Raw genomic sequence first — 24730 nt, forward strand, 5'->3', positions numbered from 1 at the left:
TCACAGAACAGTGTCCACACTACCCTCAGTCGAACACGTTCGTAAAGTCCTGAAGAATCTCTTGTGACGATTTTCCATCAGCACGAGAGGGGATCGGATCTTCCCAGCATTCAATCTCGAGTGAGTGGGCAGCCGAGACCGAATCCGGCTCCGTTGTCACATTAAAAATCGCCGTCTGATAGATCGCAAGGATGCGGCGATCATGAACACTAACGTGATCGATGCCAGCTCGATTCAGGACTGCTGGGATATCCGTGGGACCAGAAAGAGAGACTGAGACAGTTGGTGAATCTGAGCCACCCATAGCTTCAGTTATTACATCACACTGATAAACGATCCGTGCGTGAGAAAACTTGTCTCCGAGTAGGCTACCACGCTGCTCGGTAGCTCAGGAACACCCATCTCAGAGCTGGTATCGACCGTGGCGTGTCTCGCCTCCTCGTCACATCGCCGGACCGACTCACCGGTCGGCACTCGAGCGCGTGTGATACGAGTGTCCCGACTTGAATTCGGTCAACTCTTCGATCCGCGATTCGAGCTCTTCAACTTCGTCGCGAAGTTGGTCGGCGTCGTCAGCATCGCTCGCTGCAAGTTGGTCTTTCAGCCCTTGGAGCCGTGTCTCCTTGCGATCTTCGTCCACCTCGGCTTTCCGAACGTACTCGGTTTCTTCAGTCTCGTAGACGTCGCTTTCGGCGACGTCAGTCACCTCAAGAGCATCATCAACCTTCCCACGATCAACGCTCACTACCCGGCTACGGTCGATTCCGGCTGCTTCGAGCGTGTCCAGCACTTCATCGTCGTCTTTGAGCGAGCGATTCGTCCGAGCAGTCCGCTGGACCGAGCCGTACGATCCCGAAACGGGCCGATCGTGATGAAGCCGGTCTAAGAGCGTGTCAGCGATCTCCCTGCGGAGGTCGTCGGCATCCCGTTGGACATCCGAGAGCAGAGTATACAGGTCGATGAGTACCCCTGTCTCCACATCTTCGAGCGTTGTAACCTCGTGGCGTTCCAGCGCGTCGACGAGCAAGAGTGTATCCGCGTAGACGTCGAGATCTGGCTCCGTTCGCTCGTCAGGATCTGGGTCAGGAGAGACACCCTCGTCGAGTAACAGCGAGGTGGTTGGCTCTTCGGTCTCGATGATCACACCTCGGTCGTCGTTCACCTCGAATCGTGGATGGAGACTCAATACCGTCGGGTATAGGTCGGCATCTGGTGGCAGTCTGTCGAGTTCGAACCCCTCGTCAGAATCAGTGACCCGTCGGTACAGTGTCTCGAACTGGTCTTGCTGGAGAGGCCGAGATTCACCGCTATCCACGAACTTGATGATGACACGGTGCTCCTGCACGCCAGTGATCCGAAACCGGTCGTTCGAGAGTGGTGTTCGGAGTGTGGCTCCCTCCGGGAGCTCATCTAACCGCTCGAGAAGATTGTGCCAGCTGACCCGAAACGACATATTCGTACTGAGACAGTCGGCTGCTAAATGTCTGAGGTTGCTCACAGAGATTATCTATCGATTCGTCATCGGAGGGTGATAGTCACTTCTTGATTACGGCGACGGAGATGAGACACAACAGGAAGATACGATTGAGTCCACGGATTCAAGGTATTTCTCCACGAATCGTCGCATATGACCGACGGTTCAGAAACCTCACCTTCGTTTCTCTCGTCGCTTCCGAGCCAACCCATTACCGACGACATCGTGAAGCAGATTGGCGAAAGCGACAATCCAAAAATTCGCGGAGCTATGGGTTTTCCGGGATCATCTCCCGGCACGATCGAAGCGTTCCTGCTGGATATGGAAGCGAAGACGCACGTGATCGTCTTTGATCCTAGTGCGGAGCAATGGCACGTCTACAAATCCTTCGAAACCGAGGGAATGAGTCATCAAGAGATGGTCGATCATGCGAGCGAACTCGCCAACGAGTGGCTCGCGCAAAGTCTCCCGGATCGCATCGCCGCCGCAGAAAACACTGAGTAGGACACATGATTCTCCGCTACTACGCTGATGCGGACGTCCGAGAATGGCACGACCATACGCTGCGGCTCTTTCGAACGCTACATGATACGCACGACATCGCTGTCGAGATCGACCGGATCAACGAGCAGCACGGTCCGATCACGGACTTCCCAGGCGAAATACGATCCCCGACACCCGAGGATGTCTACGAGCGTGACCTCAAACGGAACCGTGCTCTCAACCAAACTATCGACCAGACTCCGTCAGAGGCATTCAAACGCTACGGGAAACTCAATATCGCTGGGAACGTTGCGGTCGTCGATGAGGAGGGGACTGTCCAGTGGGCCTCGACACTGCCAGGCTACGCTAACGGCTATCGGCCAGGGGCTGCGTCACTGACCGCGATGGACTTTCTGGAGGATATCGCCACCGATCCAAGCAACCGTCTCTGCGTTGAGTGCCTCTCTCTGCTGGATGGTGACGAAACCTTCTGTCCGAACTGCGGCTACGAATTTCCATAGCACAGTATAGGGTGTCATAGAAGTATTCCCACACTCAGATCAAGAATCGGTCACTACAGGTGAACTACAGATGGTTCAGACGGGGAGAGTCACTGTCACTGCCTCGTTCAAGGATTTGTTTCTCGATGAGCCGTTCAATTGCCTCTAAGACAGCTTGCTGATCATCATCTGAAAGCGCCCGCACGTTCGAGAGCACAGACTCTTGAATAGACGCGTCATCGTGTAGGCCGTCGTCAATCGCTCCCAGTACGAAGTACTCAGTCTCAAATTCGGTTGCGAGCGAACTGATACGCGTTGTGAATGATGTCGGGAGACCAGAGAGCGACTGGACTGCGGTTTCGATAGCGAACAACGGGTGGGATCGGTCGCGGATGTGGCGTGCCTCTGTCGAACTCGTGTTGAACGGGCGTTGTTCCTCTATCTCTTCGATGATTGCTTCGTACGTCAGGCCGCGTTGCGCGTACATTCGCATGTCCTCGATATCTCGCCGTCTTCCACTTCCCAAGTCACCACCGGACACTGCTTTCAGCAAGAACATGTCTTCGTCAGCAAGTACGTACGCGGTCACGTGCTCACCGGTCCAGAACTCATCTGCTCGGTCACGCATTCGTGTCGTGATCCACACCTTTCCGACGACTTGCCGTTCGAACAGGTCAACCCGGAGGCCTCGATCCGGGTGACGTAGTTCGATTGTTTTCCCGACTCTGTCGAATGATTCGGTTGGTTCGTCAATCACCTCGAAGCCGTGCTGTTGAAGCGTCTGATGAACGTGCTCGAATTCGGTACTGACGGCGAGCGCAAGGTCGATGTCTTCAGTCTGGTCTTTGAGTCCGTGGACCGTCATCGCAGACCCACCCAACAGGTACACGTCCACTGGTTCTGAGAGCCAGCCGTCAAACTCAGCGAGAAACTCCGTGATCGCTTCGCCGCCGGTAAATACGGTCATGTTAGGCAATCCCGTATTGGTCTTTCAACGCGGCGTATTCCCGACTGTTCGGAATACTTGGTCCCCCATCGTCTGTGGCGTCGAAGTCCCCTTCGATGAACCGGTACATTCGTTCAATTTCCTCCTTGATGCCGTACCATATCGAGGTCTCGATCAACTCGGCTTCGCTGATCTGTTCCTGTTCGATGAGAAGCATCGCGTAACTCACTCGCCGTGACCCCGCCTCAAGAACGAGTGTGTGACAGACGACATCTGCAGGAGTGAGTTGGTCATCTGGCGCGTACCAGAATGCCGGCTCCCCTGCAAGGAAGAATTGCAGGTCATACGTGTGGAATGCTGCTAACCCGGTCATGTCCCACTCGGGAGCGCGCTGGAGTGCGTCAGTGTCGTCTGCGGTTTGTACCCGGACGAGTGCGCGGGTTGGGTCGCACCACTCTATCGTGGCACTTGGAGCGAGTGTTCGAACCCGGGTTCGGTGTTCATGTGTGACGACCGCCTGAGCGAAGTCACGTAACGGCTGAAGATCGTCGGTGAGGGCGTATTCTGGCCCGGATGGTGCTAACATCGCTCGGTTCTTGAGTGGTCCCAAGGCTTTGTGAACGGCTTGTCGCGTGATTCCGAGCCGGTCAGCGATTGCCGTAATACGGCGGGGTTCATCAAGGTACCAGCAGACACGAATCGTTGCTGGTGAGAGGAGTTCTGACCAGTCTACGTGGCTGAGTTTCGATGTGAGCTGGCGATACGCTTCGACTACGGCGTCATCAGTTGCACGCACGACGCGTTGATTATGATGCTGCCGAGACTCGTCTACCAAGTTTCCTTCGAGTAAGTCGTCAATGACGCGGTAGATCTGCTTCCGGCTGTGCCCGGTTTCTGCTGCGAGCTCCTTCGCAGTCGCGTCCCGCTGAAAACACAGGACATCAAGTATTTCGAGAGCCGTGCCCGAGAGCATCTTTGTAAACTATATTGTCTGAACACTTAAATTGGTTACGGCAGTTTAGTTTACAAACGCTCTACGCATCGAACTCACCGTGGAACACCATCTTTCGAACTATTTCGAATTTTTCTGTATCGTGGATCACAATGCCGTCGCTGAGGATCTCCTGTCGTTCTTTGGTGTGGTTCGAGATGAGTGAGTACGGTGGCGAGTACGTCACGCCACTCATTTGGATAGTATTCGTTCTCGCCTGGCGTCGGTACATCTGGGGACGGATGGAAGTGTTCGTGTGAGTTGTGGTCATTGGGATGGCGGTCCCAGCGGCACTCCCACGAGTTCCCGGCCCGGTATTGCTCGGAGTAATGGATACTGAAGTTATCAGTACTCATCGGAGTGCCGAGCTGTATAGTTGCTCACAGGCCATCAATGTCAGCAACAGTCGTTGCCATCCCGAGCTCGTGCCACGCCTCGTCGACAACACCGAACCAGAGTCACGTATTGCGGTCACCTGCGAGCGCGCCGGGGTCGAACCTGCCATCGCGGAGATGCTCGACAGTATCGTCGGCCGACTTGATCGTCGCGGATCCAGCATCAACATGGACGCAGCCGTCACAATCTGGCGGGTCGTGTTCGGGTTACATCTCGCGCATGACTGATTCCTTGACAACGGCCGGATCTTTCAGGAGCCGGTGTTGTTTGTAGGTCCCGCCGGCCCGGCCGCCACTTTCCAGCGTCGATTCGACGGTGTCGTTAAAAGCGTGTTCTCGGAGGAGGTCGCGAACACGGTCGATCTTGAGGTGGTCGGCGGCCTCTTGCTCGCACACCTCGACGTAAGCGTCGTAGATACGGGTGGTCCGAAACTCCGTTTCGTCAGTGTTCTGCGTCAACTCCGCGAGTGCCAAAAGCACATACCGAGCGTGGGGTGTGTCGGTCGCGAGGAGTTCTCGGAGCCGATCGACCTCGGCTTTCTTCTGAGCCTCGTTGACGTGGTGTTCCTGCACCTGCTCGGCACCTTCCTGTTCGGCGAGCTTTCCCGCATTCTTCAAGATGCGGACAGCCTTGCGGGCGTCACCGTGTTCGCGCGCCGCGAGCGCGGCTGTTCGCGGAATAATCTCCGGGGCGAGAACACCATCGTGAAACGCGTCTTCGCGGGCGGAGAGGATGTTCTGGAGTTGATCGGCATCGTACGGTGGGAATACCGTTTCCTCGTTGCCGAGTGACGATAGGACACGCGAGTTTAATTCGTCGCCCCACTCGACCTTGTTTGAGATGCCGATGACGCCGATGTAGGTCTCTGTCTTCTCGCTTTCCCCAGCCCGGGATAACTGCATCAGGAGTGTGTTGGCGTCCTCGATCGGTTGGAGTTGGTCAATCTCGTCGAGGATGACGATCCCACCGTCGTAGTGGCCTTCGAGCAACGACCAGATGTACGAGTAGTAGTGGGACGGTCCAAGCCCGGTGATTGGGATCGATTCGGGCTCACCAGCAAGCTCATTCAATTCGCGAGCGATTTTCGATGTCGCCTGCGCCTCCGTGTTGTGCTGCGCGCAGTCAACATACACCATTTCCACGTCAGTTCCTCGAGATCCCGACTCACGGACGACACGCCGAGACGTGTGTTTGCTCACGAGGGATTTGCCCGTGCCGGTTTTCCCGTAGATCATCACTGAGGTTGGTTCCGAGTTTGTCACCAACGGCCCGATATTACTTGCCACGTACTGGATCTGTTCGGTGCGGCCAGCAATCCGGTCGCTTCCTGGGACCGTCGAGATTTCGAGCAGTTCGGGGCGTCGGATCAGTTCCGTTCGGTTGAGCACGCCGGCTTCGGTGAACAGCGGATCCCCACCCGTCGGCTCCCGCCCGCCATCAGCGGGATTACCACGCTCGTCATCAGACATAAATGAGGCTATTAGGGCCATCGACATATATCTACCTCGTTCCGACTGTATCTTGTTGAGAAACTCGTTCTTGGAGGGTATATGATGGGAGAAGTTACAGTTGGAACGGGGTTACACCCCCCTTGTTCCAACTGTATCTAACAGGGTGGTTGGAGGCCCCCTCATTCCGAGTGTATCTTGTGGGTTTCAACACCAATTGTCTGACCCGATTGTCTCCCACCCACCCCTCGTTCCGAGTGTATCCTCGGCGCCGTTACTGTACCCGCTTCTCAAACTGCATATCGACCCCGTAACTTTATGTCAGTATATATTGTTTGTTATCGTGACGCACTTTCAATACACTGGTGAGCCGAGACGGCTTTCGGCGACTCCAATCAACATAAACGCTACGTTCACAACCGCTACAGCCAGATAGTAGCCGCTACGGCATTGTATTCAACACTATCGAGACACCCACAGTCCGGTCGACTTACACTCGGAATGAGGGGAGGGGGAGGTAGAGACGACAAGATTGCTGTCGATTCACTTTTCCTCTCGCCACGGTGTGTGCAGAGGTTAATCATCCACCAGCAGTAGGCCGACATGCGGTTCACGGGTCACTAGATACACAATCACATACACGCTCACTTTGTACGTTATCCAGACAATCGGCGACAGAATCAAGAAGGATGCCAATATCGAGCACTACGAGTTTCCCCGCACCCTGACTACTGAGGAAGCCGTAGCCGCGATCAACACACGGGATTTACGTACTTTAGATAGCCTATACTACTGATACTCGATGACTGAAATATCTGATTCGCTTCGCTCTCTGTTCAGTGCTCAAATCGAAGAACGTGATGGGTCATATGTCGTGGATATTCCGGCGAGTGAAATCGAGCATGACGCGCTCGCTGCCGACGAAACCTATCGTATCGCCATTCTTGCGTCGGAATCTCCGACAGAACAGAAGACCCAGCAAGACCAACACCACTCGACTGCACAGGAAGCAGCTCCGATGTCACAGGGCCCCCCTGTGGATGAGGGAGAGGTACGCGACGTGACGATCGAGACGACCGGTGATCAAGGCGATGGCATCGCGAAGGTTGAGCGGGGGTACGTCGTGATCGTTCCTGGCGGACAACCAGGTGACGAGCCGACCGTCGAGATCGAGCAAGTCCAAGAGAACGTCGCGTTTGCCAGCATCGTCGAACACGACTCAAAAGCTCTGTAACGTCGGTTTACTGGTGACCGACTGTTGGCCGGCGTCGTCGAGATACTGACCGTCTCGATCCATCCCCTACTCACTTCCCGGCTTGCCGATGTACTCCGATTTCATCGTCCCGTTCTCACGATAGTAGCGATAGAGATACGGGCCGTGCATATCCGCCGGATTCCCGCTGGCGCACTTGCAACTGTCGTCGCCACAGGTGACTTTCTCTTTGACGACGGTCCCGGTGCCTGAACTATCAGGTTCGTCGACGGGCTCGGCAGTCTCGGGAAGGTCATCGGTGTCAACCGACTGTTCGCGGTACTTGACGAGTGCCTCAACGTAGCTCTGTATCTCTAGGAGTGTTTCCGTATCCTGTTTTGGGAGTCCCTCTGTGAGATACTTCGGGAGCGAGGTCGGCGCCGACGGCTGCTTCATACCTTATGTAACAATTGGAGCCACTTTAGCGCTCGTATGATACATAAGGTATGAGATCTTCTACGCCAGTAGTGAGCGACTCAGCGATCACTCAAGATCGTAGACCGCAATCTCGTGAGATCCACACTGTGGGCATTCATCGACACCCTTCTCCACGCTGTATCCACAGTAGCGGCATTCGTGGTGTGTTGTCGACGGGGGCTTGGGCCTGACGATCTGCTGGATGAATTCTTTACTGAGCATCCATGGGATCGACGATTTCGCCACAGCCGGGACATTCGGCCCACACACCCGGTTCATCGCCAGCGGTCTCATACTGGATGATCGCGTGCCGGCCGGTGACCGTCTCGCCACAGAACGAGCAGGTGCCACGGACCGTCTCTGGATTAGGAGTCATTCTCACGATCTTGGTGGCTGATTTTAGGGGGGAGGGAGCGTGTGACACTGTTTGGGAGTGGTCCAGTCGTAAAGACTAGTCCAGTTTTGCTCCCTCATCTCGGATTACGTACTCTGTGACTTATAGTTCGGGTGAGCGGAGTGAAAGTACTGTTCCATGCCGCTTGATCGTGGTTCGCAAGTGGATCATCTTGTAGTTGTGGTCACCAGCGTTGATCTGTGTTCGAACTCTGTTGATCGACTTTGTTGGTGAAAAGAGCATCATCTCGACCTGAACTTCGCGGTGTATTGGCGTATCGACTGTTTCAATATAGTTACCTTTTCTCCATTCTCCTAGACAGTACCCGGTTCCGGAATCGGATGTTGGTATAGGATGGGGGGAGGGGGGGTCTATGAATAATGGAAGCGGCCAAAAAGGTGGGGTGGGGGGGTCGCCAGAAACTCCCGCTAGACCCCGCCAAACCTCGATATCGCACGCTAGACTCCCCCAAACCCTCATATCCCGAATCTTATCTTTAAAACTAAGGGTTTTATATAGGATTCGAGCGAACCATATCCGCGATGAGGTGTAATCGGGTTGTGTAGTAGACAACGCGATTAGTGGTTGACAGGACGGCCGACCCGTGAGATCGGGTTCGGTCTTCTCCCGTGGTCTGTAGCTACGGTGTCTCTCCCGTGGTATCTTCCGTGTTTACTGGACTCGCTCTCCCGTGAGGGGGACACCTTCTGAGCCCGATCCATTATTCATAGACTCCCCCCCTACCCTTACCGATAATATCTGAGATTGTGTGTGGAATTTCTGTGGTTGGATGGTCGATAGTTATTCCAAAATATCGATAGGTGCCATTGACTGTATCATCTTCTTTTTTTTGATCACCAAGATGTTGGCCGTCCCAAGTGCTCCACGATGAGCAGTGTGGCTGTACTCATCACACGGTTTCACACCGAATCTAAGTGCGGATACAGCAGTGTCGAAGCAGCGCGACAGCTTGTTTCGCCTCAGCTGTCTGGACCATCTTTCAATCAACGTTGCGCAGCGTCAAGAGTCCCAGCTAGGTTCGGCAACTACTGTAAACACCTGGATTCTCTCATAGTAGAAAGATAGTTCGTGTCCTAGCTGGAGTTTTTCACATGGAAGGGAAGGTATTCCCACTGTTGTGATTTCGTTTTCCCTGGAATAGAATAGAGCGCAGCTGGGGTGTAATCTGCGCCATCTTGGGAGTGTTCAGGATCATTCCCTACTGTGGGGTTACTGTCCAACCGAGATGAGTAGAGGGCGCCGATTCCAACTTCAGTGTCGTACTCGTGTCGCTTAGCCAGTCGCCAGGCTACTCTGAGTATCGACTCACTACAGGAGTGCTCGATCTCAGGGAGGTACCCTTTCGACGCAGCCCTGCGAGCACCCTCTGAACGGCCAGTCCGGAGTGGGTCATTGTTTTGGCGATTATGGAATAAATGACCGAATTCTGAGTAATTTGTTGCGATTAAAACAGCGTCAATCGATATATTTGAGTTATTTAACAAATAGATATCGTCGCCTGAGGCTAGCCCTCGCCAGTAGTCTATAATTCTAGGAATTGTATCATAGACCAGACTCCCATTATCTCCAGGCGTGAACTTCACTAAGTAGGAATTTGAATTATCGCACACAAGCAGATCCGGCTGATACTTCGACTTGGCGGAAAACTTTCCGTGTGTGTAGTTTTTCTTACTTCTGGAGAATACCTTAACACCCCTTGTGGCTGAAAGCCACCGTGACAACTCCTGTAGCTGTAATTCACGTTCAGATAGATTCTCCTCTGAGTGGCCTACATCTTCCTCAGAGGGGCCTATATCCTCCTCTGAGAGACCAATACCGAAATCGGATAGATAGGATCGATCGGCCATTATGGGTATGGACTCCACGAGTCGATATATAGTTATCTTCAACTGATAAAATTATTGAGCCAATCATATTAGCTAAATGGTATTTTAGGCTCTACCGTTGGCTTGTGGAGATTAACTACAATTTATTATCCTCGTCACGGGCCATCAGCTCAGTAGCATCAAGCTTTTCATCAAGATATTGTTCTCCATCAGATGTTATGATATAGACACCGTTACCAAGGTGCTCTAATAGACCGTATCCAGCCAATTTTTTTAATCTTTGAGAAATATGTGATTTCTGAACATGAATATAGCTATGCTCAGAAAGTGGAGTTGGGGACCCAGATCCTTCTTCTCGTATAGCTTCTAGAATCCGGTCATCCCAGATAGTCATCCAATTAGCACTTTTTCTCATACAAACACAATTTGGTTTATCGTACTTTGTTTCATCGAATGTATATTTCTCATAAATTTGTTTGGTATGGAAAACACAGTTATCTTTAACACACACCATGTTCTACAGGGTGGTACAGAGCCCGAGCGACGAACCCTTGGCTCGTGAGAAAGTGTAGAACCCCCGGCCGCGGTGTGACAGCACCCGACCGGGACGGGTTCTGTGCCCGAACACAGAACCATGCTAATGCTGGCAACTGCAGGGCTTAAGCCCTGCGAGACGACTAGCGAACCGAGCGATCATAACCACGGCTGTCACCTCTGTGAAAACGCAGCCGACGGGTACGATGCTGTCTTCGAGGGTCCACTCTGTCGTACCTGCGCGACCGCATTCAGAAACTTCTACGAAGCTGTCATGGAGGGCCGCGATGAATAGCCCACACAACGACACCGTCGACTCAGTCGCTGATCTCTCAGCCTGCCATCGCGATCTACTCTGGGTGCTCTCACAGACGGGCCCCAGCGAGAGTCTCCCACTCAAGCGAGCACTCAGCAACTACTACACAGACGGGATTGAGTCCCATCGTCTCTCTACCATTCTCACTGAGCTCGTTGAATACGATCTCGTCGCCGAACACAGACGGGATCAGTATCTCAATGAGTACCGTCTCACCGAGACGGCTCGCCGAGCACTCTCCGCGCGGCAAGCATGGCAAGCTGGGAGTAGTGACGACACCACCGTGGGAGGCCGCAACTGATGTCGAAAGACACCACCGACGAGCTGATCGCCGATAGCCACCGGCTCACGCGTCTCACACTCACTAAGCACCTAGCGTGTCAAGTCTGTGGCCACCCGCTTCACGAGGGAGACGACGTCACCGCCTACGCCTACCGAGCTGCGGGCGAAGACACGTACGAGATCGGCTACATCATGTGTGGGGCCGATATCCACGAACACCCGACGGTCTTCACCCGCGGCGTTCGCGAACACGTTGTCAGTGGCCACATTGGGACCTGTTCGAACACTCGAACCCAATCGACATCGTCGGTTCTGCTCGATCCAACCATCGTTGTCACCAGTCCGACGACGACAAGTGAACCACACGTCCATCCAGACGCCCCCACTGAGCGGCCATCCGGAGCGCAGACACACCAAGGGCCAACACCCCTCCTCACTGCTGTGCGCGGGCCCACTCGCCCGGCTGGTGGCTCCCCAGACGGAGGCTCACCGTGAGCCCTGTGATCGGCACCCACCAAGGGAACACTTCACGGTGATCGCTGGTGACGAGACACCAGCCTGCGACCCGGAAGCGAGGGGTTCATCTCGTGAGTCGCGAGACCACTGTCTCCACCGAGGGGATCGTCTGTGCAGGAATCTCTCCCCGGCTCACCGAGTGGCTGCCGGAGTTGCTCGCCGATCTCCGGTCGCACACCGAGCGGACTGTCCGCCACCACGTTTCAGCCGAGGATCCGTGGCGAGCAAGCGTGGAGATCCTCTCGAGAACGCTGCCTGCATGGCCTACGCTTGACCGGCCACCGAGTGATGACGCCGCAGAGGCCGTCGCATACACACACGCGATCACGGCGCTTACACGTACCTACGGGAACACAGCGGTCGACGCACTCAGTCCGTACCACCACCAGCGCCAGACCGACCTGATCGATACCGTCGAGTCAGTTGGGACGGGGCGCGGTCCCGTCAACGGCGGCCTTGGCGCACTCGCGAAGGGCCCAGTCGCACTCCACCGTGAACTCGACGAGCAGCCCCGTGTCGTCACACTCCTGCTTGACGGCCCTGAGTGGATCAGCCTCGGGGATCGCCGGACTGGCGTCCGTGCGCTCGCCGCGATCGCCGTGCTCGCAGATGCGTTCGATGTCCGGATCGTCGCGTCGCCGGGGCTGCGCCGAGAACTGGTCAAACGCTACCCACGATGGACCAGCGTCCATCTCGATCTTACTGCCAGCCGGGAGAGGTCTCACACCGAAGCCCGCCACGACGACCACCCCGCATGGACGGCGCTTGCAGGATTGGAGAGTACGCCCCGCAAGCGACAGCTCCTCGGCAGCCTCACGACTGCTCGCGAACGCACGTATCGTGACCTCGAGCAGGATCATGAGGTGGACATCGAAGCCGGAACCGTCAGCCGATATGTACTCGATCTAGCGGACCGCGGCCTCGTCACTATCAGTCGAAATGGGGAGTACAACACCGTTCGGCTCACTCCGCTTGGGGAGACCGCCACAGAGCGGTTCCTCACGGCCGAGAATGAGCTCATCCACCCGGACCAGCGTCGCCTTGATGGGTGTCTTACTGCGACCCCTCACGAATCTACAAGTACAGTGTCTCCCCGCCGGGAGGGGCCACCGGGAGCTCCGTCGATCGATGGATGTCTGGCAGCGACTGGCGAGACAGAGACCGCTGCGGAGTACGTCCAGTGGCTCACTGGACCTGAAGACGTCTCTGCCAGCCAGCTTCACCGTCGGTTCGCCACTGTAGCGCACGACGACAGCGTCACGCTCGTCGACGATCATCCACATGCCTTCGAGGACGGCCGCGTCGCGTACCTCAGCCACACGACTGACGAGACGCTCGTTGTCCTCCAGTGGGGTGGACCCTTAGCCACCCTAGGACGTCTCGCGGGAGCCTTACTCAGCGACATCGCACTCTCGAAGATCCTGACGCCATCGCGGTTCGGCCGCGAGTTCGAAGCGATCCATGACTCCGCCACGGATTACGACGCTCCTCGTCTCCTTCGTCGCGGCCACCAAGTCGGATGGTACAGCGATGACGAGGAAACCTACGAGGCGTGGCGCGATCGGATCACGACCGTTCGCGATCGTCTGCTCGCCCGTCTCGCCAAACTCACGGCTAGCGATGACACGGCTGCCCGTCGCAAACTCTTTGAGGATCTCCACGGGCTCGTCGCGTCGGCGACCCACCTGTACCACGCGGTCGGCGTCGATCTCACGACGACCATCCGAATCCCGGATACCGACGCCCTCACACGAAACACCACTCGACTCCAGAACCTCTGTGAGTTCCTCGCCAAGACCGTTCCCAAACAGTCCGTCTACGGGATTCACTCAGGCTACCGGATGCTGTTTGAGGATCGACCCGAAAAACTTCGTCGCCGCCTCCCTTCTCAGGTCGAACCCGACATACAACTCGATCTCACGATGTCGTGGGTGGTTGCTGGTCCGACGGCCACTGCGCTCCAAGACGCCATCACCACGGCGCTTCAGGAGGAACTCACTACTGTTCGGGAGGCGATCGCTGACGGCACCGAACAGGCACCCACCCTGGAAATCCCCGTCGTCGACGGGACGACATACCCCGCCATTCGGCGGGTGATCGACGAGATCGCGATGATCCACGACGTTCAGTGGACACCGCACGAGCGACAGCGGCTCGTGCGGCTCTGTCTGCGCTCGTTCGGCCCGTCAGACACCACACGGCGGGCGTGTCCGTACGACGTCGTGGTGAGCCTCCTGCGAGCGCTGAGCGAGTCACAGCATCCACCGCCTGCTACAGTTGAACGAGCGGCAGCAACCCTGCCGGCCACACGCTTCCGGCCCGATCTCACGCCGACAGCAACGAAACTGTACGCCACACTCCTGCAGGCTGATCGACCACTTGGTCGCACCGACCTGATCGACCGCGCAGGGATCTCCGCGAGCAGCTACGACCGCAGAGTGAGTGACATTCAAGCTCTCGAGCGCGTGCGAGCCGTCCAGGTTGAGGGACGCCGACGGTGGACAATCGATGACGCGACATCCCAGATCCCATCCATCTCGTGGTGGCCAGCACACGTCGGAGCAACGTATCCCTCTACGCCGCTGCTCGCCCTCCGAGACACGAACGCTACTGGGGACATCGTCGTGAACAACATCATGTGGTCACCGAGGCCACAGCGCGTTCATAGACCCGTCGGTGCGCTCAGTCCGCGTTCCACAGCGACCGCCAGCCACAGGATCCGAGACACCTCGTTTCCTGTGAATGTGTTACAGCGTCTAAAACACCAATACATGTTACAGATCTTAATACACCAGAATCTGCGATTGCGAGTACCGGATCGACAACACCGCGACGGACAGTTCGCCAACCAGCCCTCTGACTACTCAATGAGAGACTCACCACACTGGCCGACAGCTGTACCGACGACACAACCGAATTTCCAGATGAAAGACAGGGGTGAGATACAATGACACGACCAGCGATCGATCTCGAAACACGCGTCACACGCGATCGTCCCGTCACACAAACCGAGGGGGCTATCCAGGTGAGCCAAGACGAGGTCGACGCGTCGCTGATCACGCTCAGCTTCGGTGGCACTTGGGGAACGACATACGCGGAACTCACACCCACAGAAGCACGAGCGATCGCGACAGCGCTCGAACACACTGCAGTGCGGGCGGCCGCCGCCCGCTCGGAGGACTCACAAGATGAGTAACCTCAGAGACGATCTCCAAGCACAGATCGACGCATTGGGTGGCACCGACGACCGGGTCGACGTCGATCACGACCCAACAAACGGCCGGTGGCTCGAGAAAAGGTTCGCTGAAACACTCGAAGAGTGGGGCTATCACACAGCTCGCAATGAGTATCTCTTCGGGCTCGAAACGGACGTGATCGGGCGGCGAGAGCAACTCCAAGGCGATCCGGATGACTTCATCGTCGCCGAGTGCAAAGACTGGCACACGACCCTGGTCGGACGTGAGACCGTCGCATCTATCTCGCATCGAGCGCTGCTCGCTCGGGCAATGCCCGTCTTGGTCGTCGCCTGGGGCGTGACCACACCGGCGTGGTGTCTTGCCCAACAGCTCGACGTCAGAATCGTCACCATTGATGACCTGTCTAACGCCTCACTCCCACCGCTGACCGCACATCGGCCGCCCAAGGGCACGTTCCGGACCCGCCGAGAACCACGCGTGAGCGAACTCCGGAATCACATGCCGCACCTGCTGGAGCGACCGAGCGAACTGGACATTGAGGCGCCCGTGTTCTTCGGTGGCGGACACGGGCCATGTTACGTACCCGACCGGACAGGTAACAACGAGTACATCAGCGCCTTTGACAGCGACTACGACTTTGGGTAGTCGAGAATCTCAGTCATGCGAAAATAAGATCTTCAGTGACATGGGACTCAATCTGTGTCTTCAACGAGTTCTTCACCACGAGATCGACTTCTGCTCTTTGTTGCGCTTATTGTCTATTGCATCCTCACTAATATGAATAACAATCGGTTTACTCTAGGTCTTCAATCTTATTGAGCACTTTCTTTTGGAACTTTGTCGTTTTACGGGGCTGGATGTCGATTTATGTCTCTCAATATTCTCTGAAACTCAAAGAATACCTTGACGGAGTTGTTTTCAAGAACATTACCGACAGCGTGAGCTATGTATATCCTCAAAACAGCGATTCCAACTCACCGTCGCTATCCATCAGCTCCGAGAACTTGTCCTCGCTTTCACCGGTGATCTCACCGATATTCTGCTGTGCTTCGATCGCGACTTGCTGGAGTTCTTTCACCCGCGGGACATTCGTCACACCGCCGAGCAACACGATCGCTGCGACTGTCCCCTCTCCGCGACGCGGGTAGTCACCACCCCGAACTTCCATCGATCCGGTCTGCTCTTCGAGCCATTTGCGCCCGTGTTCGATTCCCTTTCGGTTGAGATACGCCGGTGGGCCGGCAACGACCAGTAGCGCCCGCTCGGTACCGTTCACCTCACACGGGAGCGTAAGCCGACCGAGCGTCGCCTTTCGGACAAGACTCGTGATCCGGTTGGTGGCCTCTGTGCTGTCGATCCCGTCATCCGTATCGCCACGAAGCCGCGAAAGCAACCCTTTCCGCTCTGGCTCGTCCACCGCGACGTCGGCGTAGCCCAGCGAGGAGATCCCGCCGCCTTTGAGCGTATTGATGATCTCTGAGGAGTCAACGACACTCTCGGCGATGTCGCTTCCTTCTGTCACCTCACCCGCACTGAAGAGTACACCAAATCGCTGGACAAGCTCTTCGTTGATCGCGTCGAACCCTTCTTCAACGGACTCGCCCGAACTGCGCCACGCATCGTTGTCGAACAGCATGAGGTTGTCCACCTCATCGACGAACGTTTTGAGCGACCGGGCGGCATTCAGCGTGTAGATCCCACCCTCGTCGCTGCCGGGGAGAATGCCCAGTCCATAGACGGGTTCGGTGTAGATCCGTTTGAGATTCTTGGCGATCACGGGCGCCCCACCCGACCCCGTCCCACCACCGAGCCCGGCGACGACGAGGAACGCATCGATCTCGTGGGTCGGAACCGAGTCAAGCGACCCGAGGATCTCGTCGATGTCTTCCTCAGCAACCTCTGCGCCCAGTTCATTGTCTGCACCCACGCCGTGACCCTTCACTCGCGACTGCCCGATCAGGATCCGGCGGTCCGTCGAGAGGTGATCAATGCCCTGGAGATCGGCTTTCGCCGTGTTGACAGCGATCGCCCCACGAACAACATCCGCACCCGTTCGTGCGTCGTAGGCCAAGAACTCGTCGACCACTTTCCCACCCGCCTGCCCGACCCCGATCAGTGCGAGTTTCATGTGATTACACCACATGACACTATGCGGATTGGGGTGATAAAGGTTCGAAGAACACTGGAAAAACGGTGTGGGGGAGATGGAGCGATTGACCCGAAGAACGCCCGCAAATGGAGTCCTCGATCATCGTATATCTGGTCAAGCATCGCAAGTACTGACTGAAACTGGACGTAGTACTCACACGGGTATTTTGCTCTCTGAACCGAACAGGTTCGTTGATGGCTGTGTCAACCTGCCGGTACTCCCATTTTCCAACAGATTCGATGAACTCGGAGAGACGTTTTGCCGCGCTCTTCTGTAGGAGATGGTTGATACAGTCCTCATCAAAGCTCTGTTGAAAACCGATTTTAAACATATTCTCGCAAAACACCCATTCGATGAGAACTGCGAAATGATCACTGAGAATTCTGCCAGTTTGAGACGAACCGACTACGCACTCGCAGGGGCGCTGTCGGCATCGCCGTTATCGATGAGCGGGTAGTCGATGTGAACCTCTATGCGGTCGAATGGGACAACCGGTTGGATCGCGCCGCTCGGGCCGCCTTCTTCGAGCGTAAGGATACCCAGTACTTCCAGCTGCTTCAGGTCAGAGTGGACGTCGGACACGTCTCGATCGACGAGCCGCGCCGCTTCGCGCATGCTTTCGGGAGCTTCCTCGGCGATCGCTCGGGTGAGCTCCAGGCGGAGCGGGGTGAGATTGCTGACGAAGTCGTCGTAGGCCCCGAACTGGAGCGTCGCCTTTCCATCCTGATCGTCGAGATCGTCGGCCTCGACGTCCTGGACGAACTGGAGCGTATCCTGCCGGAGCTGTTCTCGGTCGCCGACGGTGATGTGGAGTGTGGTCATGGTCGGGGTGGCGGTGGGTCGGGTAGTGTTCGGTCAGTGCGGGTGGGGCGGGTCGCCGCCGACAGCGTCCTAGTACTCGTCTGCGCTCGCCCAGAACTCGACGAGTAGCTCCTCCATCCCAGGGAACTCGATGCCGTCGGCATCACCAACTGCGGTGTGATGCTCGTGCCCCTTCGTGTCCTCGTGGGAGTTGTCGTACCGGACGAGCGTGAGATCGTCGAGGGTGCCCAGATGGAGCGTGTACTTCCAGCCCGAGGGGTACGTCTCGGTGTCGTCAGTCGGTCGAAGCACGACGTTCTCGACGAGACCAGTTTCGACGTGCGTGTACTGGAAGAACAGTTCTGAGGGCATCCCGTACGTGTTGGGACACATCCCAACGTCATATGTGTTGGGCAGAAGTCCAACATCGAACAGAACCCCCGCTGGTTGGCGACATCCTCAGCGGATGTCAACTTGTCCGTTGGTTATTGAGAAGGTACATCCGTCTTTAGTTAATACTCTCAGTAATGCTGTCTTGGCCCGAGTTCTGTTCGAATTCTGCCGATTTACTCCCGCTACGGCGAGAAATTCGTGTTTCTAGAGTCGGTATATTGCTTGATTTCAGTGGATACAATGTTTGGCTCGGTTGATCAGTGTGGTCCAACACTACCAAGCATATTTCTACCTAAGTATATTACTCCCAAGCTTAACTAAAGACGAATGACTCAACGACCTCTGGTGACGGCGGTTGTCGCCCACCAATCTGAACGTGGATATCCCTGTAGTGGCCGGCGATCTCCGGCTGGCGATTTTTCAGAATATGTTTGTGTGCCGTCTGAAGGACATTGTGAGTGAGTTTGTGTTGCTGTCGGAGATACGCCCAGGCGTCGAAACTATCAGAGAGAGCGCTTTCGCTGTGAACATCCTCGATCGGTTCGACTCGGTGAGGAATGCTTCGACATCAACCATTGGCGTTGGTGTATCACTACTAAGCCACCATGAAAGCACGTCGGTGATTATGTTCCGGAACGTCCGCTACCAAGGATACTCTTCTTTGAGGTCCTTCCTTGTCACAGTTTGCCGAAAGAGATGGGTCGGTTCGTTTTATTACCTGCCAATATGAACAACATTTCCCAGTGATACGACATTATCTGGAAATATATGGTTCATTTTCCGTTTAAATACGATATATTTCAAATTCTGACCGGGTTGTTTATCATAGCAGAGTGTACACCTAAGACTAATGACCGGACTCAAACTCCCAGACAGAATCGTAGTAAATGGCGTCGACTTGATAAAGAGTGAAAAGCGGCCTGAACTCCTGCTCTCGTACGCGATCGCTCTCTGGTATAACGGTGTTCCGTTTCTGATCGACGGCACGCTGAATCACATCGGCTGTAGTCCCCCTCCCAAACTCCGAACGCTGATTGGCTGTTCAAAGAAACGCTGGGACAATGAGTATGAACCAGTGTTGAAACGGTTCCAAAAGGCCGGAAACATAAAAGAAGAGACAATCCTGCGGAGAAAGGTCAGATGGAGCCCGCAAAAGAAGTACCGACGAACGCTTGGGGAGGCCTTTGGACAAGTGATGATAGACCATGGACTCCAGAGCTCAATCAACGAAAGCGTTGGCCTTGTTGGCGATTGGAATGAGTCTCTCAGACACCGGATGGGCGTTGAAAGACTACAAACGATACACATGCGCGCTGACCACTCTGTGACTCCGTACCCTGACGTCACGAATAAAGTTGCGCCAGATATCTACTGGAAATCAGTTGATTCTGTAGAAATGGTTGGTACGTCTGTGACGACCACGTTTGACACTTGGGGTGGAGAGGTCATAACCAACCACAATAACTACAAGATGTTGTCACGCAAATACAATTCATTCGCGTCCAATCCAGATTGTCGCTACATCTGGGTATTCGACGATCGGCATCACGCGGCGAATGCGCTTAACCAGTTAGATCATGGTGAGAAACAGGGCTGTTCGCTGATTCATGCGCCGTATAGCAAACCGTGGAATTACTCGATCAAGACACTCAACGAGTACATCACTCGAAGCCAGAATAACCCAGACTACGAGTGTACAGGCATCGACCAAGTCACAACGCTAACTGCGCTCCAAGACCAGATTTCTGCATCTGACGGCAGTCACCAGACCATGTATCCCTTAACTGAGACTTCTCCAGTACGAGTCAATTGACCAAATAACCCCATTTTTCTGTGTTTAGGTTCTATTCCCCTACTCTAATACTACTACTGGAAGTGACTGAATTCTCCAAGTGACGATTACGCACAGGTACGAGGGCTACAGGTTGTATCTAGAAGATTGAATGTGCGTACTCGTTTACGCACATTATGCGGATTATATTGCTGGGAAATGACCGTAAAGTGAATTTTACGTGATAATAAAAAGGCGTTTACGCAGTCCATTTTTGCACGGCTCCCAAGATTTTACGCAGTTTTATGACAGATATATTTTATACAGTGTGATTCCGAACGGACCAGCCTCTCCCGAATCGAACTAACAAGATCGACCTAATCTGAAGTCTGCAACTGTCAACCTTCTCATCCCACTTCGCTCAGGTAAATGACCCGGCACTCGCTCGTGGAAACTGAGGCTTGTCGGTGGACATCCACTCGATCTCGACAAACCCTCCGGACGGTGAAGCAGTATGAGCAGAGACAGGTGAACTGTCTCGGGGCTCGGCTCTGAGGCGCTCTGGCTTGAGTTCGGTAGAAGGTTTTTTTGAGAAATGTAATCACAATACGGTATGACCGAGAGCGGCACCGAAAGTGACGACTGGGGGCCACCGCGAAACGTGGTTGAACGTTTCCTCCGGAATGAAGAGTCACTCCGTCGAATATTGGATGAAGTTCACGAGAAACAGATGTTGGGAGACTATGAGGCGGCACGGGAGCAGCTCCGCTCTTTGGCTGGTGAAGAGAACAAAGTGTTTCAGGTCGCAGTCTTCACTGTACTTGAGATAGAACGGTTTTACGACGACCTCAAAGAACAGTACAAAGATGATTCCGCACCGATAGAAGAACTCGAATTGTTCGGTAAGCGATATCAATATCTATCTTCTGAGCTTGAACTTGTCTTCGCTGAGTCGACGTATAGCTACTACAATCCAAGCCTATCCGTCTTTAGTTAAGCGAGAAACCGCGTGACAGCGGCGGCTTATCGAGGCATCTTTCGGAAGGAATGAGGAAGCCGAGTCTGTGTACGACGACGGCTCCTCATCCCGAATTATGCGTCGGCTCACTACACTGTTTCCCTCTGAGTTCCTCGAAGAGCACGCCGAGGAACTCGGCGTGGTCGAACGTGACCGCAAGCTCCAGATCCCAGCCTTCGTCTGGGCATTCGTGTTCGGCTTCGCCGCAGGCGAAAGCCGAACACTCGCCGGGTTCAGACGCTGTTACAACTCTACTGCCGATGAGACGATCTCTCCGGGCGGATTCTATCAGCGGTTGACTCCGACGCTTGCGGAGTACCTCCGCGACCTCGTCGAGCGCGGTCTCGACGAGGTCGCTGTTCCTACCGCTGGTGACGCTGATATCGACCGATTTAGAGATGTAATGATCGCTGATGGAACGGTGTTGCGGTTACACGAATTTCTCTCAGATCAGTTCGAAGCCCGCCACGAGGAGCAGGCTGGAGCGAAGCTCCACCTGCTCCACAATGCCACGGAGCAGACGATTGAACGGCTCGATACTGCTAACGAGAAAACGCACGACAGCACCCTGTCCAAAACAGGGCTGTGGCTTGAGAACCGCCTCGTGTTGTTCGATCTTGCCTACTTCAAGTACCGCCGGTTTGCGCTGATCGACGAAAATGACGGCTACTTCGTGAGTCGGCTGAAGCAGAACGCGAATCCGGTGATTACGGCGGAATTACGGGAATGGCGCGGCCGCGCCATTCCCTTAGAGGGCAAGCAGCTTCGAGCTGTTCTCGACGACCTCGACCGGAAGTACATCGATGTAGAGGTCGAAGTAGAGTTCAAACGAGGGCTGTACAACGGGACACGATCGCTGGATACGAAGCAATTTCGCGTCGTCGGCGTCCACGACGAGGACGCCGACGACTACCACCTATACATGACGAATTTGGCGAGAGAGGAGTTCTTTCCGGCAGATTTAGCGGAGATCTACCGCTGTCGGTGGGAAGTTGAGTTGTTGTTCCGCGAGCTGAAGACGCAGTACGAACTGGATGAGTTCGACACGAGTGACGAACACGTGGTGAAGATCTTACTGTACGCAGCGTTGCTCTCGCTGCTTGTAAGCCGTGATCTGTTGGATCTCGTCACCGAGCAGGCGGATGATGAGCTCGTCTTTCCGACAGAGCGCTGGGCGGCGACCTTCCGGTCGCACGCCCAGCTCATTCTCCACGAACTCGGTGAGTACCTCGGCTACTCACCACCGCCGCTGCTCGAACGGCTGATCGAAGACGCTCAAAAGATCCACAAGCAACGACCGATCTTACAAGAGACGCTCGCTACCGCTACACAACCGAGGTGTGAGGCTTAACTAAAGACGAATGATGCGGAGGGTCACCTCTATCGATTTGTTCAGTGGGAAGTCATCGACGGAAGACCGGTATTGAACCACTGGAGCGGAAATGCCGAAATTGAGTAGAGAGGTGGCTATAGACGTGATCAGATGCATCTATCGCGGCCGTGTCGGCAGGACCACACACCCACCCCTATCGATTTGTTCTGGCGAGAAAGGGTGAGGAGGGGAGAGTTAATCAAAAGGAAATCACGTGAAAATGGCACGTCAGGATGAGGTTCTTCAACAGGATCGGTCCTTATCACCTCGATTCCTACTGTATTCGGTATACTGAAGGGGTATAGAACAAATCGATAGGGGTGAGTGTAGAGTAAGTAGCTTGGGAAACAGCGGGAATAACAAGACACCTCGCCATGGCACCAATAAGCTCTCTGAGTGCGCTCTCCGTCCCCTGATTCTACGACCAGTTTTAAGTATTTGATTAGGTGAGAAAACGATTGCAGGAGTGAAGTTAGAACAAATAGATAGAGGTGCGTTCTACTAGCTAGCTAGTAGCTAGAACTAGAAAGAAGAGAAAAGGAAGATGTATGCAGCTCTCGATCCTGTGTTAATCGTGGCGTAGATGGAGCGTTAGTCCGTTCGGGAATTCTCTCACCCCACCCCTCCTTTGTGGTTAGAACAAATCGATAGGGGTGAGAGGGTGTTCGGGAGTTCTCCTGGATCGGTCGAGACGAGGGAGTTCCTAACAAATCGTCGGAGGTCACGGAAGATAATGGTGTAACCCTCTGATATACTGGTTCTGAATGCCGTACCGGTAGAAAAGAAATCGACAGGGGAATCTTTTAGTGTCCTGATAGAGTGAGATGCGGTATGCCCACGGATCCTGGTCCCGAGGAAACCCCTGAGTCCACGGGTTCTATCAAAGATCTCATTCTCGAGCAGGAGGAAGCCGCGAGTCTCATCGAGAACCGGTCACTCCTCGAACCGAACGAGATCGTCGACGAGGAACGTATCGTTGGTCGCGACACCCAACTCACCGATATCACCCAACATCTTCGCGTCGCGATCAGTAACGAACGACCGCCGAACCTCTTCCTCTATGGACCGTCTGGGACCGGGAAATCCCTCATCATCAACGCCGTCTGTCAGAACATCGTCGAACTCTGCGAAAGTCGTGATATCCGGTTCGGCGTCATCCAGATGAACTGCCAGAACGTGGGAACCCTCGGCGCAGCCGTCTACGAACTCGCACGGAAGGTAGCGAACGACATTGGAACGACTGTCGACGTCCCGGAGCACGGGGTTCCAAACAAGAAAAAATGGCGCGAACTCTACCGACTCATCAACGAACACTACGATACAGTCGTATTCATTCTCGATGAACTCGACATGCTTGTCGGTCGTCGCGATATGGACGAGCCAGCTTTCTCCCGCCTACTCTATCAGCTCTCTCGTGCCGGAAGCACCGATGAGATCACCGCCCAGGTCTCCGTGACCGCCATCACAAACGATACGAAGATGATGGAGAGCGTGGGGAGTCGCGCTCTCAGTTCGTTCACCCCTGAGGACGTTCACTTCAGTGACTACGACGCCAACCAGCTCCGGGAGATCCTCTGGGCTCGGGAGGACGCCTTCCACGAGGATGCGCTCAGTGACGACGTCATTCCACTCGCAGCGGCATTCGCCGCCCAAACCAACGGTGACGCACGGAAGGCGATCGACCTGATGCGAACAGCGGGGTCGATCGCAGAAAAAACAGGAGCGGACAAAGTCCGTGAGGAGCACGTCCGAGAGGCCCAAGATAAGGTCGAGAAGAACCGCGTATTAGAGGTAACGCGTGGGATTAGTACGCAAAAAAAGCTCTGTCTGTTCGCGACTGCAGCTGTGGCCCGTGAGGCTGGAACTGGTGCAGCGAGAAGCCCAATCGGATACCGAGTGTATCAGTACTTGACGGGTACCCTGGATTCGGACCAGTATCATCAGGAGACGTACGTGAACAAGATGAAAGAACTCACGACGTATTCGTTGGTCGAGACAGAGCGGAAGAGTCAGGGACCACACTCGGGCAGCTATCTCGAATTCACGTTTGGTGAGAACCCGGAAACCATTATCGAGACGCTTCGGGAAGATTCGCGGCTGGACGATGTCCACGATGACGAACTCCGTACTGTCGTGAACGCACAGCTCAACCAGTAGGCTGTATCTCGAACAAATCGATAGGGGTGAGGGTGTTCTCGATGACTCAGCATCATCGCTAACTGGAACAAGTCGA

The 24730-nt window shown here is 55.0% G+C and carries 23 protein-coding genes and 1 pseudogene; 11 read left to right on the top strand and 13 right to left on the bottom strand.

Translation table 11 applies throughout. The features are described from left to right. Positions 1–25: 25 nt before the first annotated feature. Positions 26–304 (bottom strand): hypothetical protein, encoded by a 279-nt coding sequence (locus AMR74_RS18700; RefSeq protein WP_139043020.1) that lies wholly within the window; start codon positions 302–304, stop codon positions 26–28. 156 nt (positions 305–460) lie between these two features. Beyond that, positions 461–1453, bottom strand: a complete 993-nt coding sequence (locus tag AMR74_RS15235; protein WP_053772915.1) for a hypothetical protein — start codon at positions 1451–1453, stop codon at positions 461–463. Positions 1454–1627: 174 nt separating this feature from the next. Here AMR74_RS15235 and AMR74_RS15240 point away from each other — a divergent pair, with 174 nt between their 5' ends. Both AMR74_RS15240 and AMR74_RS15245 read left to right on the top strand, forming a co-directional pair. Then, on the top strand, positions 1628–1978 hold the full coding sequence (locus tag AMR74_RS15240) for a hypothetical protein (protein WP_053772916.1): 351 nt from the start codon (positions 1628–1630) through the stop codon (positions 1976–1978). 5 nt (positions 1979–1983) lie between these two features. Then, complete coding sequence (locus tag AMR74_RS15245; RefSeq protein WP_053772917.1) at positions 1984–2478, top strand: zinc ribbon domain-containing protein; 495 nt, start codon at positions 1984–1986, stop codon at positions 2476–2478. 64 nt (positions 2479–2542) lie between these two features. On the opposite strand, the gene AMR74_RS15250 is transcribed toward AMR74_RS15245, so the two are convergent. From AMR74_RS15250 to AMR74_RS19965, 3 genes and pseudogenes are all read right to left on the bottom strand, one after another. Further along, the gene (locus tag AMR74_RS15250) at positions 2543–3424 is read right to left on the bottom strand and encodes a hypothetical protein (protein ID WP_053772918.1); all 882 of its coding nucleotides are present in this window, start codon (positions 3422–3424) and stop codon (positions 2543–2545) included. A gap of 1 nt (position 3425) precedes the next feature. After that, positions 3426–4376: an ArsR family transcriptional regulator gene (locus AMR74_RS15255; protein ID WP_053772919.1), complete on the bottom strand. Its 951-nt coding sequence runs from the start codon at positions 4374–4376 to the stop codon at positions 3426–3428. Between the two features lie 170 nt (positions 4377–4546). After that, positions 4547–4744, bottom strand: a pseudogene (locus AMR74_RS19965) (hypothetical protein); the annotation flags it as partial. On the opposite strand from AMR74_RS19965, the gene AMR74_RS19240 reads away from it, so the two are divergent. After that, positions 4724–5017 carry a hypothetical protein gene (locus AMR74_RS19240; protein WP_167551928.1) on the top strand — a complete coding sequence of 98 codons (294 nt, stop codon included), beginning with the start codon at positions 4724–4726 and terminating at the stop codon, positions 5015–5017. The pseudogene AMR74_RS19965 and the gene AMR74_RS19240 sit on opposite strands and share 21 nt — an antisense overlap. Here AMR74_RS19240 and AMR74_RS15260 read toward each other — a convergent pair. Beyond that, positions 4997–6259 carry an orc1/cdc6 family replication initiation protein gene (locus AMR74_RS15260; RefSeq protein ID WP_082356899.1) on the bottom strand — a complete coding sequence of 421 codons (1263 nt, stop codon included), beginning with the start codon at positions 6257–6259 and terminating at the stop codon, positions 4997–4999. The two genes, AMR74_RS19240 and AMR74_RS15260, sit on opposite strands and share 21 nt — an antisense overlap. Positions 6260–7040: 781 nt before the next feature. On the opposite strand from AMR74_RS15260, the gene AMR74_RS15265 reads away from it, so the two are divergent. Next, positions 7041–7472 (top strand): TRAM domain-containing protein, encoded by a 432-nt coding sequence (locus tag AMR74_RS15265; protein WP_053772920.1) that lies wholly within the window; start codon positions 7041–7043, stop codon positions 7470–7472. A 66-nt stretch (positions 7473–7538) separates the two neighbouring features. Here the strand turns inward: AMR74_RS15265 and AMR74_RS15270 are convergent, their stop codons facing one another. From AMR74_RS15270 to AMR74_RS17695, 4 genes are all read right to left on the bottom strand, one after another. Then, on the bottom strand, positions 7539–7886 hold the full coding sequence (locus AMR74_RS15270) for a DUF6788 family protein (protein WP_053772921.1): 348 nt from the start codon (positions 7884–7886) through the stop codon (positions 7539–7541). A gap of 232 nt (positions 7887–8118) precedes the next feature. Then, positions 8119–8283 (bottom strand): DUF7837 family putative zinc-binding protein, encoded by a 165-nt coding sequence (locus AMR74_RS20075; protein ID WP_449272053.1) that lies wholly within the window; start codon positions 8281–8283, stop codon positions 8119–8121. 1112 nt (positions 8284–9395) lie between these two features. Continuing rightward, positions 9396–10169: a hypothetical protein gene (locus AMR74_RS18705; protein WP_139043021.1), complete on the bottom strand. Its 774-nt coding sequence runs from the start codon at positions 10167–10169 to the stop codon at positions 9396–9398. A 115-nt stretch (positions 10170–10284) separates the two neighbouring features. Then, positions 10285–10542, bottom strand: a complete 258-nt coding sequence (locus AMR74_RS17695; protein ID WP_240471187.1) for an ArsR family transcriptional regulator — start codon at positions 10540–10542, stop codon at positions 10285–10287. Between the two features lie 1325 nt (positions 10543–11867). On the opposite strand from AMR74_RS17695, the gene AMR74_RS19655 reads away from it, so the two are divergent. The 3 genes from AMR74_RS19655 (at position 11868) to AMR74_RS15280 (ending at position 15638) form a co-directional block, all read left to right on the top strand. Beyond that, complete coding sequence (locus AMR74_RS19655; RefSeq protein ID WP_240471189.1) at positions 11868–14747, top strand: plasmid replication protein RepH; 2880 nt, start codon at positions 11868–11870, stop codon at positions 14745–14747. 74 nt (positions 14748–14821) lie between these two features. Further along, the gene (locus AMR74_RS17710) at positions 14822–14992 is read left to right on the top strand and encodes a hypothetical protein (protein ID WP_240471191.1); all 171 of its coding nucleotides are present in this window, start codon (positions 14822–14824) and stop codon (positions 14990–14992) included. After that, complete coding sequence (locus tag AMR74_RS15280) at positions 14985–15638, top strand: hypothetical protein (protein ID WP_053772922.1); 654 nt, start codon at positions 14985–14987, stop codon at positions 15636–15638. The genes AMR74_RS17710 and AMR74_RS15280 overlap by 8 nt, the downstream gene beginning before the upstream one ends. Before the next feature lie 310 nt (positions 15639–15948). Here the strand turns inward: AMR74_RS15280 and AMR74_RS15285 are convergent, their stop codons facing one another. The 3 genes from AMR74_RS15285 to AMR74_RS15295 form a co-directional block, all read right to left on the bottom strand. Continuing rightward, a complete protein-coding gene (locus AMR74_RS15285; RefSeq protein ID WP_082356904.1) occupies positions 15949–17121 on the bottom strand; it encodes a tubulin/FtsZ family protein in 1173 nt (390 codons plus the stop codon). 426 nt (positions 17122–17547) lie between these two features. Further along, complete coding sequence (locus tag AMR74_RS15290; RefSeq protein ID WP_053772923.1) at positions 17548–17964, bottom strand: HVO_A0114 family putative DNA-binding protein; 417 nt, start codon at positions 17962–17964, stop codon at positions 17548–17550. Between the two features lie 69 nt (positions 17965–18033). After that, a complete protein-coding gene (locus AMR74_RS15295) occupies positions 18034–18315 on the bottom strand; it encodes a toxin-antitoxin system TumE family protein (protein ID WP_053772997.1) in 282 nt (93 codons plus the stop codon). Between the two features lie 871 nt (positions 18316–19186). Here AMR74_RS15295 and AMR74_RS18715 point away from each other — a divergent pair. From AMR74_RS18715 to AMR74_RS15310, 4 genes are all read left to right on the top strand, one after another. Next, a complete protein-coding gene (locus AMR74_RS18715; RefSeq protein WP_139043022.1) occupies positions 19187–20149 on the top strand; it encodes a hypothetical protein in 963 nt (320 codons plus the stop codon). Between the two features lie 571 nt (positions 20150–20720). Then, positions 20721–21104: a hypothetical protein gene (locus AMR74_RS18720; protein WP_139043023.1), complete on the top strand. Its 384-nt coding sequence runs from the start codon at positions 20721–20723 to the stop codon at positions 21102–21104. A gap of 97 nt (positions 21105–21201) precedes the next feature. After that, entirely contained in the window at positions 21202–22476 is a 1275-nt protein-coding gene (locus tag AMR74_RS15305; protein WP_053772998.1) for an IS4 family transposase, read from the top strand. A gap of 852 nt (positions 22477–23328) precedes the next feature. Beyond that, entirely contained in the window at positions 23329–24654 is a 1326-nt protein-coding gene (locus AMR74_RS15310) for an orc1/cdc6 family replication initiation protein (RefSeq protein ID WP_053772925.1), read from the top strand. Positions 24655–24730: the final 76 nt, after the last annotated feature.

Source organism: Halorubrum tropicale (genome assembly GCF_001280455.1).
GTDB lineage: Archaea > Halobacteriota > Halobacteria > Halobacteriales > Haloferacaceae > Halorubrum > Halorubrum tropicale.